Source organism: Vibrio sp. 10N.261.51.A4 (assembly GCF_041471945.1).
GTDB lineage: Bacteria > Pseudomonadota > Gammaproteobacteria > Enterobacterales > Vibrionaceae > Vibrio > Vibrio crassostreae_C.
Window position 1 is genome coordinate 1 of sequence record NZ_JBFRPJ010000046.1, and the last position, 16,572, is coordinate 16,572.

Annotated in this window: 14 protein-coding genes; 3 read left to right on the top strand and 11 right to left on the bottom strand. The window is 44.2% G+C overall.

The window, feature by feature from the left end; genetic code table 11:
* Positions 1-74: 74 nt before the first annotated feature.
* From AB4384_RS10270 to AB4384_RS10290, 5 genes are all read right to left on the bottom strand, one after another.
* Positions 75-914 carry an energy-coupling factor transporter transmembrane protein EcfT gene (locus AB4384_RS10270; RefSeq protein WP_372129430.1) on the bottom strand — a complete coding sequence of 280 codons (840 nt, stop codon included), beginning with the start codon at positions 912-914 and terminating at the stop codon, positions 75-77.
* The gene (locus tag AB4384_RS10275) at positions 911-2,605 is read right to left on the bottom strand and encodes an ABC transporter ATP-binding protein (protein WP_372129432.1); all 1,695 of its coding nucleotides are present in this window, start codon (positions 2,603-2,605) and stop codon (positions 911-913) included. The genes AB4384_RS10270 and AB4384_RS10275 overlap by 4 nt, the downstream gene beginning before the upstream one ends.
* A gap of 6 nt (positions 2,606-2,611) precedes the next feature.
* A complete protein-coding gene (locus AB4384_RS10280) occupies positions 2,612-3,160 on the bottom strand; it encodes an ECF-type riboflavin transporter substrate-binding protein (protein ID WP_017066579.1) in 549 nt (182 codons plus the stop codon).
* A 302-nt stretch (positions 3,161-3,462) separates the two neighbouring features.
* Positions 3,463-4,593 carry an HlyD family secretion protein gene (locus tag AB4384_RS10285; RefSeq protein ID WP_372129433.1) on the bottom strand — a complete coding sequence of 377 codons (1,131 nt, stop codon included), beginning with the start codon at positions 4,591-4,593 and terminating at the stop codon, positions 3,463-3,465.
* Positions 4,593-4,988 carry a DUF3302 domain-containing protein gene (locus AB4384_RS10290; RefSeq protein ID WP_017061875.1) on the bottom strand — a complete coding sequence of 132 codons (396 nt, stop codon included), beginning with the start codon at positions 4,986-4,988 and terminating at the stop codon, positions 4,593-4,595. The genes AB4384_RS10285 and AB4384_RS10290 overlap by 1 nt, the downstream gene beginning before the upstream one ends.
* A 250-nt stretch (positions 4,989-5,238) precedes the next feature.
* On the opposite strand from AB4384_RS10290, the gene AB4384_RS10295 reads away from it, so the two are divergent.
* Positions 5,239-6,141: a DMT family transporter gene (locus tag AB4384_RS10295; protein ID WP_017061876.1), complete on the top strand. Its 903-nt coding sequence runs from the start codon at positions 5,239-5,241 to the stop codon at positions 6,139-6,141.
* A 32-nt stretch (positions 6,142-6,173) separates the two neighbouring features.
* Here the strand turns inward: AB4384_RS10295 and AB4384_RS10300 are convergent, their stop codons facing one another.
* The 4 genes from AB4384_RS10300 to deoD all read right to left on the bottom strand — a co-directional run bounded on the left by AB4384_RS10300 (position 6,174) and on the right by deoD (position 11,672).
* On the bottom strand, positions 6,174-7,754 hold the full coding sequence (locus tag AB4384_RS10300) for a GGDEF domain-containing protein (protein WP_017072413.1): 1,581 nt from the start codon (positions 7,752-7,754) through the stop codon (positions 6,174-6,176).
* Positions 7,754-9,223: a hypothetical protein gene (locus AB4384_RS10305; protein ID WP_102321116.1), complete on the bottom strand. Its 1,470-nt coding sequence runs from the start codon at positions 9,221-9,223 to the stop codon at positions 7,754-7,756. Before AB4384_RS10305 ends, AB4384_RS10300 begins: the two co-directional genes overlap by 1 nt.
* Before the next feature lie 186 nt (positions 9,224-9,409).
* The gene (locus tag AB4384_RS10310) at positions 9,410-10,879 is read right to left on the bottom strand and encodes a lactate dehydrogenase (protein WP_017061879.1); all 1,470 of its coding nucleotides are present in this window, start codon (positions 10,877-10,879) and stop codon (positions 9,410-9,412) included.
* A gap of 82 nt (positions 10,880-10,961) precedes the next feature.
* Positions 10,962-11,672, bottom strand: a complete 711-nt coding sequence (gene deoD / locus AB4384_RS10315) for a purine-nucleoside phosphorylase (protein ID WP_017061880.1) — start codon at positions 11,670-11,672, stop codon at positions 10,962-10,964.
* Positions 11,673-12,018: 346 nt separating this feature from the next.
* On the opposite strand from deoD, the gene AB4384_RS10320 reads away from it, so the two are divergent.
* Positions 12,019-12,993, top strand: coding sequence for a L,D-transpeptidase family protein (locus AB4384_RS10320; RefSeq protein ID WP_137001438.1), 975 nt, complete (start codon positions 12,019-12,021; stop codon positions 12,991-12,993).
* Positions 12,994-13,150: 157 nt separating this feature from the next.
* On the opposite strand, the gene AB4384_RS10325 is transcribed toward AB4384_RS10320, so the two are convergent.
* Positions 13,151-13,417: an Lpp/OprI family alanine-zipper lipoprotein gene (locus AB4384_RS10325; RefSeq protein ID WP_017061882.1), complete on the bottom strand. Its 267-nt coding sequence runs from the start codon at positions 13,415-13,417 to the stop codon at positions 13,151-13,153.
* A gap of 361 nt (positions 13,418-13,778) precedes the next feature.
* Between AB4384_RS10325 and AB4384_RS10330 the strand changes: the two genes are divergently transcribed.
* Entirely contained in the window at positions 13,779-15,110 is a 1,332-nt protein-coding gene (locus tag AB4384_RS10330) for a DEAD/DEAH box helicase (RefSeq protein ID WP_017061883.1), read from the top strand.
* Positions 15,111-15,225: 115 nt separating this feature from the next.
* Here AB4384_RS10330 and AB4384_RS10335 read toward each other — a convergent pair whose 3' ends face one another.
* The gene (locus AB4384_RS10335; protein WP_017061884.1) at positions 15,226-16,473 is read right to left on the bottom strand and encodes an SGNH/GDSL hydrolase family protein; all 1,248 of its coding nucleotides are present in this window, start codon (positions 16,471-16,473) and stop codon (positions 15,226-15,228) included.
* Positions 16,474-16,572 lie beyond the last annotated feature (99 nt).

Consider the following 16,572-nt stretch of genomic DNA (forward strand, 5'->3'; position numbering starts at 1 on the left):
TTAAGTGAACGGCATTAGCCCTATTGAGCGGTGTGTTATTTAAAGTCTTTGTTTATCTATGCTAATTCATATGACTAGAACGGATACCAAAATAACTGCGGCTCTAGAATGCGTTTCGCAATGGCTAACACCACGATAAAAGCGATGACACCTAAACAAACAAAGTCGATACGTTTCAAAGGTGCATAGCTATACCAAGTGCGAGCTTTGTGTCGGCCAAAACCTCGTAACGTCATTGCGTTAGAGATCTCGTCTGCTCGGTCCAAGCTAGAGAAAATGAGCGGGCCTAGAACCTTAGCCACATTTTTGATTCGAGTAATTAGAGGCGCTTTCTTTGAGAGCTCTACACCACGAGCCTGTTGAGCATGCATGATATTGATGAAGTCTTTCTTAGCTTCTGGCAAGTAACGCAGTGTTAAGCTGACCGCATAGGCGATCTTGTAAGGAACACCGATACGGTTGAGGCTAGCTGCAAACTCAGTCGGATGCGTTGTGAAGACAAAAATCAACGCTATCGGGAACATGCTCATGTATTTGAGCGTCACAGTAACCAAGTAAAACAGAGTCTCTTGGCTCAACGAGTAGTTACCCGGCAATGTCAGCAATAAGGTTTTGCTGCCGATGAGCTCAGTACCTTGCTGTGGAGCCAGCAGATACATGAACAAAGCATTTAGGCTCAATACACTCGCCGTACCCAATAACAGAGGCTTATATACGCGTACAGGCACATTGGTGAGCTTTAGCAGGTATAAACCAGTCACAATAAGCAGCGTAATCAATCTTAGATCGAACGTAGTCAATACCACGGTTACCCAAGCTAAGAAGAGCGCAAATTTGGTGATGCCGTTAAGTGCATGAAGCAGTGATTTTGTATCAATGTAATTGATGCCGAATTTTACTTTTGATGCGTTCATTGAGCGCTTCTCTCGTAGTCGATGAAGTACTGCATAAACGCATTGGTGTCGTCGATTTTCATCATAGTCGCGAGTTCATAAATGCTGGTGGTACAAAGATTTGCACGTTCTAGAAGTGATGGTTGGCTAAATACTTCCGTCATCGCGGCATTGGCAATCAACTTGCTGTCTGCGATTACGATTGAACGTGTGGTGTACTCGAGAACGAGGTGCATGTCGTGTGAGATGATCACAACGGTAATACCCAAATCACGATTAAGCTTTTGGATGAATGCCAGCATGGATGTGTAGTTACGGTAGTCTTGACCTGCTGTCGGCTCATCCAAGATAAGAAGCTCAGGCTCCAGCACCAAAATAGAAGCGATGGTTACTCGTTTTTTCTGACCGTAGCTCAGTGCTTCGATCGGCCAGTGGCGGAACTTACTCAGCCCACACAACTCAAGAGCATGCTCTACTTTTTCTGTGATCAGCTCTTCTGCAATGTTGCGGTTACGAAGACCAAAAGCAATCTCATCAAAAATCATATGATGCGAGATCATATGATTTGGGTTCTGCATCACGACACCGACTTTCTGGCTTCTTTCAAAGATAGAAAGCTCAGATAGGTCTTCACCATTTAGATTGGAAGAGCCTGAATCGGCATCGATCACACCCATGATGAGTTTAGTGATGGTAGATTTGCCTGAACCGTTTTTGCCTAAGATTGAAACGAACTCACCCTTACCAATCTTAAAGCTGACATCTTCGAGAGCGTTCTTTTCACCATCGTAAGAGTAAGTCAGGCCGTGGACCTCAAGCAAAGGTTGGTACTGCTTCTCGGCAACTGGAGTCGGGCGCTCTGCAAACCAAGCCTGAACCGCAGGGCGGAATCTTTTGTAATCGAGAGCTTTGAGGTTTGATAGCTTATCTTCACTGGTCAAAGGTGCTTTCGCTGCCTTCAGAGCAGATAAATAAAGTGGTTCACGAATACCGTGTGTTTCAAGCAGTTCAGAAGCTAAGATTTCATCGGGTGTCATGTCCGCGACAATTTCACCGCGCTCCATCAAGATCACTCGATCGATATCGCGATGTAGTACATCTTCAAGGCGATGCTCGATGATGACTATAGTCTTGTTGGTTTCTTTATGAAGTTGGTCGATGATTTCGATAGTCGCTTTACCCGTTTTCGGGTCAAGGCTAGCCAAAGGTTCATCAAACAACAGGATGTCAACGTCATCAACTAAGATGCCCGCTAATGACACGCGTTGTTTCTGGCCGCCGGATAAATCATGTGGCGAGCGATCAAGCATATCTGCTAAGTCGACCATTTTTGCTGTCGACTTAACCAGAGGGTACATATCAATGTTCGACACTAACTGATTTTCCAGTGCGAATGCGATGTCTTCGCCAATACTCAAACCGACAAATTGGCTATCAGTATCTTGTAATACTGTGCCAACCTGCTCGGTATAGTCGTGCATAGAAAAATCAGAAATGTTCTTACCGTTGATCTCTAGAGAGCCAGTCACCTCACCTTTGATAGCATGAGGAATCAGACCGTTAAGGCATTGACCTAGGGTAGATTTACCACTACCGCTTGGTCCAATAATGACGATTTTCTCTCCTTTCTCTATCCTTAGATTGATATTTTTTAGCGTCGGTTTATCCAGCGACTCATATCTAAAAGAGAAGTTCGAAAATGCTATAGTCATTATCGCTTATGCCTCAGTCAGGTTACGGCTTTGTTTGTTGCGTTTAGCGACTGATTTTAGGATCAGTAAGCCAACAACAGCGATCAGAACGGTGTTACCCGCAGCAATGATAGAGAGTTGAGTGAAGACTTTAGTAAACGGTTCTGCATAAAGGATGGTATCTAGGAATGCAGAGCAGCCGTAACCAACCACATTACCGGCAAGGGCAAGTACCACAAACAGCGCGAAGTCCTTCATAGGCAACTCACCTTGCTGAAGGCGGTTCTTGGTCAACATCGGGAATAAGCCGATAACCATGCCTACGATACCTGAGCCTAAAACCCAAGTTAACCACACACCCCAGCCTGCGAACAGATCCGTTACCCAGTGACCGATAAAGCCAACTAAGAAGCCAACAATAGGGCCGAACAAAACAGAAAACAGTGCTAGAACTGCCATTGCTGGTTTCAATGTCGTGTTAGCAAACACTGGGACACCAAACATAGGTAAACCACCAATGCCGTACAGTGCCGCGCCAATGGCGATAACGACCACTGTTTTAGCTGAAAAGTTCATAGATAACCTCGAATTCTGAAAAATAAAGCAAAATAAAGAATAAATATTCGCCATTATTAATATGCGTCTCAATGAGAACGTTTTTTGGGCAAATATAAAAAATAAGGCGCGCATTATACAGTAGAACCCTTCCATAAGGGAAGGTAAGTGTCTAGATGTCTAAAATTCCATCTGAACACCTAAATATCGTGTAAAAAGCGTAATTTTACGGTTAATCCAGCAACAAAAAAGTCAGAGCGAGTCTGACTTTTTCATTCGTCTTAACAATGTGTTAAGCGGGTTCGTCACGTACCTTTGACCGTTTAGTGGTCTAGGTATAGATAGTTTTGCCAACTCTTCATGCGAATAAGGACCTTGCGCATGATTGAAACGTGGGTGAAGCTGTCAGAATAAACGGCAACTTCAACCGCGGTACCCATAGGTAAATGGTAGTCAGACAGGTCATCAGTGATGGTCATTTTAGCAAATACGCGTCCATTAGTACGAAGTGCATTGGTACCAATAAGTGTCCCGCGCGCTTGAATTTGACTCTCACCAATAGCTGGGATTATTTCATCAATGCGTCCTTTGAAAATCTTGCCTGGTAGTGCTCTGAATAAAAATTCAGCTTCGAAACCAGGATGCAGTCGTTGCAATGAGTTTTGTCTGAATGCTGCGATGTAGTATTTTTCTTCCGTATGGACAAATGTCATGACAGGAGCAAAAGGTAGCGGTACAGCCATTACGCCTGGACGCAGTGCTAGTTGTGTAACATATCCATCCGTTGGTGCTCTCACGACCGTTTGGTCAAGGTTGAATTGAGCCTTACGTAAGTCTGCAAGTAATCCTGCCACTGCGGTGTTCTCGCCACCAATTTCAGAATTTAGAGCGATCTGAGCTTGTTGTTGACTTGCTTCTGCTACTTTTACTGCTGCTTCCGATGCCTTATAAGCTTGTCTACGAGTATCCAATTGTTGTTCGGTAAACGCACCACTTTCAAAGCCACGCTTATAACGAGAAAATTCGCGTTGCGCTTTGTCTCTTTCTGCAATCGCTTTGATTTTAGCAGCTTCAGCTTCAGCAACTTGAGATTCAAGCCCAAGTGCTCCTTGGCTTGCTTCTTTTACTTTCGCTTCGAGCTTAGCGACTTCTGCTTCAAAAGGGATAGGGTCAATTTTAAAGAGGATGTCTCCTTTCTTTAAAGGAGAATTCGCCTCAACAGGAACCTCAATGACTTTACCTCTAACGCCTGAAACAATTGGCGTTGTTGAGTAAACTTGGTTGCCAAGTTGTGTGAAAGGATGGTTGTAGTTCATTAATAGGATCAATGTTCCTACGATGACCACACCACCGAGCACTGCGGTAGGCACTGTCCATTTGTTTAGTGGGATATTAAATACTTTGAAAATAGTGATACAAAGTGCCGCGTAGGTCATTATCAGTAGTAAATCCATTACTTAGCCTCCTGATCTTGAACGTTGTTTGACTCTTTTTTTGTGCTGCTTTGTTTAGTATTTGCTTGTTTGAGCTGTGCGATCTCTTCTTGAAGGGTGCTAACTTGATCGATTAAAACATCCACTCGGTGATGAATATCGTGCTGCTCTTCTTCGAGTTTTTCGAAGCCCCAGCCTCGGTCTTTCCGCCATAATGTTGCCCAAATCCATAGAAAGGGCCAAATTGTGTGCAAAGTGAATAGGCTAACCCAGCCTGAGACGTGAATTGCGTCTTGGTGAGGATGATTACGTTCTTTGGCTATTTCATAAGGGATATCGTGAATAACGATGATGCCGTAAAAGATGACTAGAGCAACGAAAATGAGTAAGCCGAGTGCAAAGTAGTCTAAAAACATAACAGATCCTTGTAATGTTAGATGTTAGTTATAAATATAGTACGTTATCATCCAAGTAATTGTTATAAAAATGATTTGCTGAGTTATAAATAATGAGTGTTCGCTTCTAATGTGAGCAAAACTATTGACGAATCTTATAAAATCTCATCGCGTTTGAAGAGGCTATTTCGGCTTTCTGGTTGGTATTTTAGCTGAAATGATGACAGCTACGATTCTAAATGACGTGCACAACCACAAAGGATAAACACGGATGTATATAGGTGAATTGGCGGCTATTGGTGCTGCGATTGTGTGGGCGTGTGCGACATGGATTTATGGACAGTTTGGTCATCGCTTCTCTGCGATGCAATTGAACATTGTTAAGGGTGTAGTGGCGTCAGGGATGATGTTGCTGGTGATGCCTCTTATTCCGATGCCGGAGTTTGAACTGAGTACCAACCATTTTCTGATATTGGCAATTTCAGGTGTGATTGGCATTGCGATTGGAGATAGCGCCTATTTTGCGGCGTTGAAAAGAATCGGTGCCAATAAGACGCTGTTACTGGAATCTTTAGCCCCGCCTCTTTCTGGTGTGCTGGCATTAATGTTCCTGGGCGCTGTATTGACAGTGCAAAGTTGGCTCGGTGTCGTGATTACAACACTAGCGGTGACCTTCGTTGTCTTCCAGCCATCAAAATCGGCGAGCGGTGAATCGAATAACAAAGCGCAGTGGGGTGGCATTGGTTATGGGCTTGTGGCGAGTGTCTGTCAGGCATCTGGTGTGGTTATTTCTCATTACGCGTTAGTGGCGGGTGATATTCCACCATTGTTAGGTGCTTTGATTCGCCTGACGATTGGCGTGTTTGCTGTGATGCTGATTATCCCTTTCGTTGAAAAGAAGCCGTATTCATCGATAAAAAGAGATTTATGGGAAATGACCAAGCTCGATAAACTGTGGTTATTAGGAGCAATCTTTGTCGGGACGTTTCTCGCTCTATGGCTTCAACAAGTGGCGTTGAAGAATGCTAACCCTGCGATTGCACAAACGTTGATAGCGACCAGCCCGGTCTTTATTTTGGTGATTTATGCGCTGAAAGGGGAGAAGGTGTCAAAGCAAAGTATCATAGGCACACTTGCCGCCCTTGCTGGTATTTCTCTGTTCTTTTATCAATAAGCAGTTGGCCTAAGCTACAGAGCTATATGCCACTACTCTGTACACACTTGATTACGGCCGTTGGCTTTAGCTCGGTATAGCGCTTTATCGGCACGGTAGAAGGTACGTTGAGTATTCTCTCCGTCACGATGCAAAGTGATACCAATACTCACGGTCAAACCGCGCTCCCCAAGTATCTCATGCCAACCGAATTGGAAAATGCGCTCTCGATAATTTTCAGAGTGCATTTCTGCCTTCGGAAGATCAGTGTTCTCTAGAATGACGAGGAACTCTTCTCCACCAAATCTGACACATGACGCGCCTCTAAACTTAAAGTATGAACGTAGCTCTTGAGACACACTAACAATCGCTTTATCGCCCACTAAGTGACTCAGTTCATCATTGATAGACTTGAAGTGGTCAATATCAATAACCATCAGCGCGAAAGAGGTATCGTGCAGCAGCATGTCTTTCAATTTCACATCTAACCAGCGACGGTTGTGTAACCCTGTTAATGGATCTGTGAATACGTCTTGTTGAAGCTGAGCCACCGCATTCTTGTGTTGTTCGGTTGTCTCTTTGAGCTCTTTGTTCTCTTGTTCAGAGAGAATGAGTTTGAGTTGTAACTCAAAACGAGACAGTCGGCGTAGCTGGCTTGCACCGAGTTCACTGATCGGGATCTGCTTCATCAGATCGGTTTCAATTCGGTAGCCTTTTTTCTCATAGCTTAGCGCTTCTTGAAAACGCCCTTGATTCATACACACATCACTCAGCGAATCGTAGAATCGTTTTGCAAGTACTGGCGACGAGTAGGCTTTCACGCGTTTGTCTGTGCTCGACAAAATCATGCTCGCGTAGTCTTGCTTGCCGGTTGCACTTAGGCAATGTGCGAGCTCTAGACGAGTCATGGTTGCAAGCCAGCTTGCTTGAGTGCTGTTGGCTGGGTATTGAACCTTAGACAGACAGCGTAGCGCTTCATGGTGTTTTTTCTTAGCGCGCAGCACCTTTGCTTGGTAAAGCAGTATTTGAGCTGTGAGCAACTTGTCACTGACCAAAATACTCAGTTCTTCGCACTCATTCAGTAAATCGCTGGCTGCTGTAATGCGATTGAGTAGAAGTAGGCTTGCTACCATATGCAGCTTGAATTTGAGGCGAAGTGAGCGACTGCTTATCGCATGGTCTATGCTGCTGATTTTTTGGTAGTAACGAAGTGCTCTGTTGTGATCGCCATAGGAATCACACAGGTTGCCCATGCCTAAAATAGCTAATACATACTCATCGATATGACCGTGTTCAACCGCGATAGTCGATGAACTGACGAATTCATTGAGTGCTGAGGTGTAATCACCAGTTTCAACTAAGCGGTCACTTAAACTGGTTTTGACTGTCAGAATATCTTCGATATCGGCAGGAAGGTGGAGCAGATCGAGTGCTCGTCTCAACTCTTCGATACTGGTTTGATTTTGTTGTAACTCGGCACGGTATTCAGAGCTAATGATATAGCAGTGCGCTTGCTCTGTTTGCGTTGTCGAAACGTGCTGACGAATGTGGTTCCAGAAGATGATCGCTTCTTCACCTGATACTGATGAAGGGTCTAAACCGGCGTCTGTGATCTTGCTTAATAGAGTTTCCATTATTCTATTACCTCAGCATCGTCTTCTTCGAGTTGTTCAAGCGTGAACGGGAACGTCAAAATATCATTGAGGCTGACGCTTGGTTTCGAACCTTTTAATCCTTTTCTATGCCATGGATAGATATCGAGCATGGTGCTGAGAGTTTGGAAGGTTTTCTCTGCGGCTTCGCCTTTTTCGGAAAGCATAAGGGCCACACGTTCAGAACTTAGCCTTGCGATGAAGTCATTCTGGTTACATAAAGCATGAGCAATCTCGGTACAGACATCTAAGTAATCAGTATCGACATGATGGAACATAATGATGCTGTGGTTTGAACGTTTAAGCTCTGTCTTGAACAGCACCAACTTTTCCCACCAAAAGGTTTCAGAGACAACGTAAGAGAGGTGCTTTTCAGGATCGTACTCGTGCTGACCGCGAATACGATTAATCAGTTTTCGTGCTCTCTGTTCAAGTTGGCGTTTTGAACTGCGTGCTTTGTCCAAACCAACACGTGTCGTTTGCTCTTTGAGCATGCCGATAGAATATTGACGGTACTTTTTAAAGGCGACGAGCGCGGCTTGGAAGTCTTGGTTTTCTTCCGCCACCAAGGATTGTTGGTAACAGATTTGGCTCAGCAACTCGCCATTATCGAACTCGTTTGCGGATTGTTCTGCGAGCCTCAGTAATTCCGCCGCTTGTTCTGGTCTTTTTCTCAGGAGCTCCAATCTAGCTCGGCTGATGTATGAGTGCGCCTTCATCCAAACTAGGTTGTGTTCAACTGCCAGATTGTGCGCTTTGGCCGTGGCGCGCTCCGCGTCATCTAAGCGTTCAAGACCAAGTAGGGCAAGGCCTCGAAAGTCCCATACCTCTGCATGCCAAGTGTTATCTTTATGGTCTTTTAATGCTTCTTCTGCACCGTCCAATACCGACAGCATTTCAACATAGTTGTTGAGCAGGTAGTAATCCCACGCAAGCAGTATTCTGGCTTTACCCTCTAACCAACCAATGCGGCTGTTGTTAGCAACTTTAACGGCAAGCTGGTGGGTAGAACGTGCAAGTTTATATTCGTGGGTCATCCGCCAAATATTGCCAAGGCCAATGAGGCATTCAATTTGAATTTCGACTTCATCAACCAACGCGGACTGCTCTAAAGCATTGATCCAGAACTGTTGGGCGGAATAGTACTTGGCTTGTCCCCAGAACTGGAGCGCGTGTAAATGGAGGATTTCAGGGAGAAAAAGGTCTGTATCTAATCGGCTTTGGCGCTTGTAGGCTTCCTTGATGTATTTTAAACCTTTTTGGTAATCCATCAGGTTCCAGCTACATCTTGCCATTAACATTAATGACTGGATGGCACCCTCTTCAAACAGAACTTGCTCTGATCGGACTAGGCACTGTTGGGCAATCTCTAGGATCACCGATGGCTCAGAGTCGACACGAGTTTTGAGTTTTTCTAATTCTGTTTCAAGAAGGTACTGATTTTTGTCCAAGACTTACATCCATGATTATCGAACATATTGATAACACAATCATTATAAGAGTGTAATTTGAGATAAGCACCAATTATCTTTCGTAGAGCGTCAAAGGAACATCGATCTTTTCTAATTATGGGTGTTACCTCATGTTGTCGCTTTAAAATCAATGAGTTCCCGAATAATTACCTAGAGGCTTTGTTGCTATGAAAGTAGTTGCTTTAGAGTTAATGGCAGCTCCCCTACGCCTAAGCGTTGTGCTGCCGTGAGCCCTTGCTTATCTTGGTAGCACAGATTGTGCCAAGCTCTAAATATGTCGAGCAATGGAAGAATGCCCCCAGGACGAAGCTTACGTCTGGGCTCATTAATAAAGCTATCAAATAACAACTGAAAGCGCTGTTGATAGAACTTAGTTTGTTGAATTGAGGCTGTGTTAAACCACTGTTTTGGTTCTGGATTGTTACCGGTTAGGTAGCAGATACCTTTCTGGTTATCACCCTGATTGGCAATAGCCCAGCGATCTCGCCACCAACTCATGTGAACGATGTCGATCTTTTCAAAACTTTGGTCGTCTTGCCAGCCTGAATCTTCTTCGACATACATGAGGTCAATATTTTGACTCTGAATGCGCGGCAAACATACACTTAAAGCGGCAGATCTTAGTAATGGATCTTGTGGCATATAGATGGCGACATGCTTGTCTTCGTTACACATATCCAACACATGTAAGAAGTGAGCATAAGAGGTATAAGGCGGTCGAATGAGAGCGCCTTTTGAAGGGTAACTAAATGTGGTGAGGTTACCCATAGGGTCCTCAACGTTACCTCTCGCAAGAATCACTTGGTACTGCTGTTCAATGCGCTCTTTTAGTTTGTCAGAGGGCTGAGGCAGTTCGAGATTTGCTTCTGAAGAGTGCTCTTTGGATACAAATCGTGCCACATCATCATAAGGGTTATGGTCGACGTTTCCTGATGGTTCTTCATTTTGAGAGTAGTTAACGTGTTGGCAAAGTATATAGCCAGAATGCGCCTCGCCCGTCGCTATCCACACCACACCGTTGTTACTTTGTGGTTGCAGACGCTGGTAGTGAGATGCGAACTCGTAATCTTTCGCATGGTTAACCCATCGTGCATCGATCATCGCTAATTTACGACGACAACGGCTCGCGATATGGTCAACATGATCATAGAAAGTCTTTGGGTTGATCTCTAATTTTCGGCAGATTTCACGTACGGAATAGCCCATGAACAGTAAGCCCATGAGGTTCTCTTGAAATTGGAGTTTTTTATTGGATCCAGACCATTTATCAACGAAGGTTGTTTGGCAGTCTTTGCATCGATAACGCTGCCTGTCGCCACTGTAGCCGAAGGCATGATAAAGATGTTTATGGGTATGAACCGATAAGCCGAAGTTATCGCAATCATCATTACGACAAGCAGGGAGCCCGTCGCTGTGAAGTTGTCTTAGGCGATGAAGTTCGCTTAACACTTCACGATTGTTAAGTAAGGGGGGGAAAGCTCCACATTCACGACAAACCATCGCTGGACGCTTAGGGTTCGCGTGTTGCAAAACATACCGTTTTGCATCGCTCAAGCCAAAGTTGTCACACGCCAATGTTTTACAAAAGTTGAGTTGCAAACCATCCGCATCTTTTGGCAGCTTGTCGTTAGACACGATCTCCCCCTCGGGATTATTTGAGCAGCCAAGCGAGCCTGGCTGCGGGGTAACGCTTTTCAATGTATCTTTTATCAAATCGTTAGATGTTGATTGCTGTCTCTAGAGCAACTTTCATCATGTCGTTGAAAGACTTTTGACGCTCTTCAGAACTTAGTTTTTCACCACGGATGATGTGGTCAGATACTGTTAGGATAGTTAGTGCTTTAGCACCAAGGTCTGCAGCAACGCCGTAGATACCAGCCGCTTCCATATCAACACCTAGGATGCCTAGCTTTTCCATTTTTTCGAAAAGGTCAGCTTCTGGAGTGTAGAAAAGGTCTGCAGAGAATACGTTACCAACTTTAACTGGAACTTCTTGTGCACGAGCTTGGTTTACTGCTTCTTCTAGAAGACCGAAATCAGCGATAGCAGCGAAGTCGTGGTTGTTGAAACGAATGCGGTTTACTTTTGAGTCAGTAGATGCACCCATGCCGATAACAACGTCCATTAGTTTAACGTCGTCACGTACCGCGCCACAGCTACCTACACGAATAACGTTTTTCACGCCGAACTCAGCGATTAGCTCGTGTACGTAGATGCAGCATGATGGGATACCCATACCGTGGCCCATTACAGAAACTTTCTTACCTTTGTAAGTGCCTGTGTAGCCAAACATGTTGCGAACGTCACAAACTTGCTTCACGTCATCAAGGAATGTTTCTGCAATGTATTTTGCGCGAAGCGGGTCGCCCGGCATAAGTACTGTTTCTGCGAAATCACCAGCTTGAGCATTAATATGAGGTGTAGCCATGGTCGTTCTCCAAAGTTTAAACGGTAATTATAGGAACAGGATTTAATCAATTACCGATTCTGTTGAATTGAATTCGTTTTGTTGAGGCAATATTAGCGAGTTAGAACGTGGCTCCATGAGACTTTAGTCACAAAATAGGTCTGCCATTATAGTTTTATTAATATTGATAACCAAATATGTTGAAAGCGTAAAGGCAATCGATTTTGTATGGGTAAATTGCAAGTGAATGAGAAGAAAAGGCTTACATATAAACTTGTTGCCTATTAGTTTCGAGACAACAATACGTTGTAGAGACGTTTGATCAGAGATAATCTAAACTTTGATAAAAGACAAACCAAGGATTTGTATGTCGTATTGCGTTAACTCGACGCCTTTTCAGTCAATGAAAACACGACTCCACAGGGCGGCGTCGCTTGTTGTAAGAACTACTTTGCTTGCCAGCGGGATAGCTTCATCGTGGGTGTCTGCTGCAACCTTTGAATTGCCACCAACGGAAAGCCGCATTGTGGGCAGAATCCAGCAGCATGAAGTGGCGGCGGGCGAAACCTTGGCCATCATTGCCAAGCAATACGATATTGGTTTTCTCTCTTTAATGGCAGCCAACAAAGGGGTGGATCCTTTTCTTCCCGCGGAAGGCTATGTGTTAAGCATTCCAAGCCGCTTGATTTTGCCTGACACCCCAAGAAAGGGGATTGTCATCAATCTTGCTGAGTTAAGGTTGTATTACTTTGAGCCTGAGAAAAATCAGGTGCATGTTTTCCCTGTCGGCATCGGTCGAGTGGGGCGTGATACTCCCGAGATGATCACTAAGATAAGCCAAAAAAGACCGAATCCAACATGGACGCCACCAAATTCAATCCGCAACGAGTATCTTGAAAAGGGCATTGAATTACCGAGAGTGGTTCCTGCCGGGCCGGAAAATCCATTGGGAGAGTACGCTTTGAGGCTTGCTTATGGCGCTGGCGACTATTTGATCCATGGTACAAACAAAGATTTCGGGATAGGTTTACGAGTTAGCTCTGGTTGTATCCGAATGGAACCTAAAGACATTGAGTGGCTGTTTGAGCAAGTGAACCGTGGTGAACAGGTCACCATTATCAATGAGCCGATTAAGGTGTCATTAGAGCCTGATAGAAGTGTGTTTGTAGAAGCGCACGAGCCATTAACTCGAAGTGATGGTTCAAAGAAATCATTACAGATCCCTGTGGAACTAAAATGGTGGCTTGAAGACGCAGAACTGCCAAATTCAAAGGCGAAAGCGGTTATCTTTGCTCAAAACGGCGTACCTGTAGAGATAGCACCACCTGTGATTGAGTTTTAATTCGATTGCCTCTTCTGCAACAAGGGGCGGTTTTATCTTGTTTACTCGCATTAGTGTCACCCAAAAAAAGCACCACATCCGATAAGAAGTGGTGCTGTCTATATACTGCTTTTTGCGACTTATTTAATCTACAGCTTAATCGCGATTAGATCTCAAACTACTTAGTGTAAGACTCAGCGATGTTGTCGATGCGTTCGTTAGCACGATCCGCTTCTTCTTTCGCTGCCATAGCGGCTGCTTCTGCTTCTTGAGCCTTCATTTCTGCGGCTGCTTTGTCACTCTTAAGTGCTTCAACTTCGCTTGTAAGTTGAGCCACTTGGTTAGTTAGTTGATCCATTTCTGACACTGCAGCTTCTTCTGGTTCTGAAGAACAACCGGCTAAAATGAAAACTGATGCTGCAGCTGCGATTAACGTCTTATTCATAAGAACTCCTTGCTTATTTATCATCAAAAGATGCGCTATACATTCTTTATCATATAGTCGCTTCATTAATGATTGTAGCGACTAATTTTTTAACTGCAAAAACAATAACTAAAGAAATTGCTAAATTTTTGAGTTAATTAGCTAAGTATCACGTTGTGTCTCATTTATGAGATGAAGGATTTAGAGACGACTTGAAGGTGTTTTTGGAGAGCTATCCCTTTGCTAGCAATGCATACGTTGTTCTAGCTAAAGATAGATAAAGGGATAAATTTACTGTGATCTCTATCCTTATAAAGTACTTTCGCGGTATCATGTCACGTTAAATTAATTTTATTCAATACCATCATGACTGGAGAGTCCTTTGCACTTTAAAGATTTAGGCTTAGATAACCGCTTACTGAAGAACTTAAAACATTACGACTTCAAGAAGGCGACAGAGATCCAATCAAAAGCGATCCCTGTTGCTATTGCTGGTAAGGATCTATTGGCTTCATCAAAAACGGGATCAGGAAAAACATTGGCGTTTGTGTTGCCAATGATACATAAAGCATTAAAAACAAAAGCGTTTTCTGCTAAAGATCCTCGTGGTGTAATTTTGGCTCCTACTCGTGAGCTAGCGAAGCAAGTTTACGGCGAACTGCGTAGCATGCTTGGTGGTCTGTCTTATGAAGCGGCGCTTATCTTAGGTGGTGAGAACTTTAACGACCAAGTTAAAGCACTGCGTAAGTACCCTCGTTTTATCGTTGCGACTCCAGGCCGTCTTGCTGACCACCTAGAACATCGTTCATTGTTCCTAGATGGTGTTGAAACGCTAATCCTTGATGAAGCGGACCGTATGCTTGATCTGGGTTTCGCTCCAGAACTTCGTCGCATTGCCAATGCAGCTAAACACCGTCGTCGTCAAACGTTGATGTTCTCTGCAACGTTAGATCACGCTGAAGTAAATGGCATTGCAAATGAAATGCTAGACGCACCTAAGCGTATCTCTGTTGGTGTTTCTAACGAGCAACACTTAGATATCACACAGAAATTCTACTTATGTGATCACCTAGATCACAAAGAAGCGATTTTAGACCGTGTACTGGAAGAAGCTGAATACCGTCAGGTAATGATCTTCACAGCAACACGCGCTGATACTGACCGTTTAACAGATAAGTTGAACGAGAAGAAGCTTAAAGCGGTAGCACTGAGTGGTAACCTAAACCAAACGCAACGTAATGCTATTATGAGCCAGTTCGAGCGTGCGGTTTACAAGATCTTGGTAACTACCGATGTTGCTTCACGTGGTATTGATATTCCAAACGTGAGCCACGTTATCAACTTTGATATGCCTAAGCATACGGAAGAGTACGTGCACCGTGTAGGTCGTACTGGCCGTGCGGGTAACAAAGGCGATGCGATTTCTTTGGTTGGTCCAAAAGACTGGGACAGCTTCAAGCGTGTTGAACTTTACCTTCAACAAGATTTGACCTTCTCTGTACTTGAAGGCCTAAAAGGTAAATTCAAAGGCATTAAGCCACGTAAACCTGCGTTTGCTAAAGGCGGTCCTGCTAAGAAGAAGACCAACACTCAAGCGAAGAAAACGCCGAAGAAACCAGTTAAGCGCGATAAGAGCTTCCACCAAAATGTGGCCGTGGGTGATACCGTGTTTATCCCTAAGAAGAAAGTCGCACCAAAAGTGGACGACGAGTAATCACCAGCCAGTTTTAAAGCGTTTGCTAGTAAAACTGACATAAATAAAAACCGCCAATATTAGGCGGTTTTTTTGTATCTCGACCTTGGCTCAGCCATTACTTTTCGATATTTAGTTAGAAATTGAACGTCGAGAACGAATACGCCAAGATGTGGTCGGCAATGTATTTATGAGTAGCTGTAGTTGGGTGTGTCACGCCCCAAAATACATAACTGTCTGAACCATAGGTGGCACAGTCATTGGTTAAGCTGTGGCTTCTTAAATAGTCCGCGGCTGAGCTTCGATTGATATTAAGACAAGCATCACTCGCGTTTCGAAAGCCATGTTGTTCTGGGTTATCGGTAATGCTGGCGAACAACGCACTTGCATCGAACAACACCACGTTTTTCCCTATACCTTGGTAATACTCGGCTTGAGCTTTGATGAACTGGTTGAATTCTAAGATCTTGCCACGAACTTTTATTATCTCTTGTTCGGTAGAGTATTTGAATTGAGGGGCTTTGGTTGCATCGGGTAAGGTGAACAGCAGGATATTGTTCGCACCAGATTCTGTTAAGCGGATCAGCGCGCTGCTAAAGTCAGCCTTTACATCGGCGACTTCTCGGTTGTAATTCATGAAGTCATTGAGGCCAAACTCTAAAGTAAACAGTGAGTTTTCCGGACGATAGTTTTTGGCGACTTTCATGTAGGTCAGATAAGAGGTGACTTGATCATAAACACCAGTCAATGCCACGTATTGGTTGGTACCTGCGGCGCCACCCACAGCCCAGTTATACAGAGGGACATCTTTCGCTTTTGCTAAATACTCCGTCCAGACTAAACCATTCGAAAAGTGCCCTAAAAACCACGAATCTGCGTTCGGAAAAAACCATTGTGAGCCATTAAATAGATTACCAGTGTCGGACAGGCTATCACCAAAGGTGACAATACGATTGATGCTATTGGCCTGGAACGCGTTATCGTTGGTCCAGATGGAGTGGTTGTAAGAGAAGCGATTATCTGCGGCAAAGTAGGTGATGTCAGCGGCGTCATGTTGGATGTCGAGCGTCTGTTCGCAACGCTGTTTGATTTCAGATTGAGGCGCATCACTGTAGAACATGTTTTTGAAAGAAACAGAAGACCACCAATATCCGTTGATCGTGTAGTAATCACCACTCTCTTTCTTTGCCCACTTCCAGTCGGTGGCTGGGGAATCATGAGAGGCATCGGTTCGATACCAACATCTAACATATGAATAGGTCTCTGAGCCTTGTGCACTGAGTACTTGTGCAGATGTAATCGATTCAGGTGTTGGTATTGAGTCTTCAGCGGCATAAGCGCCAAAAGGCAGGGCTAACGTGAGTATTAAAGCCGTATTTTTCATCACTGTATTCTCTTTTATATTTAGATGAGCCAAACAGAAACGCTGTTGCTTGTTTCTTGTTTCTTGTTTCTTGTTTCTTGATAAGTGGATAAGTGGATA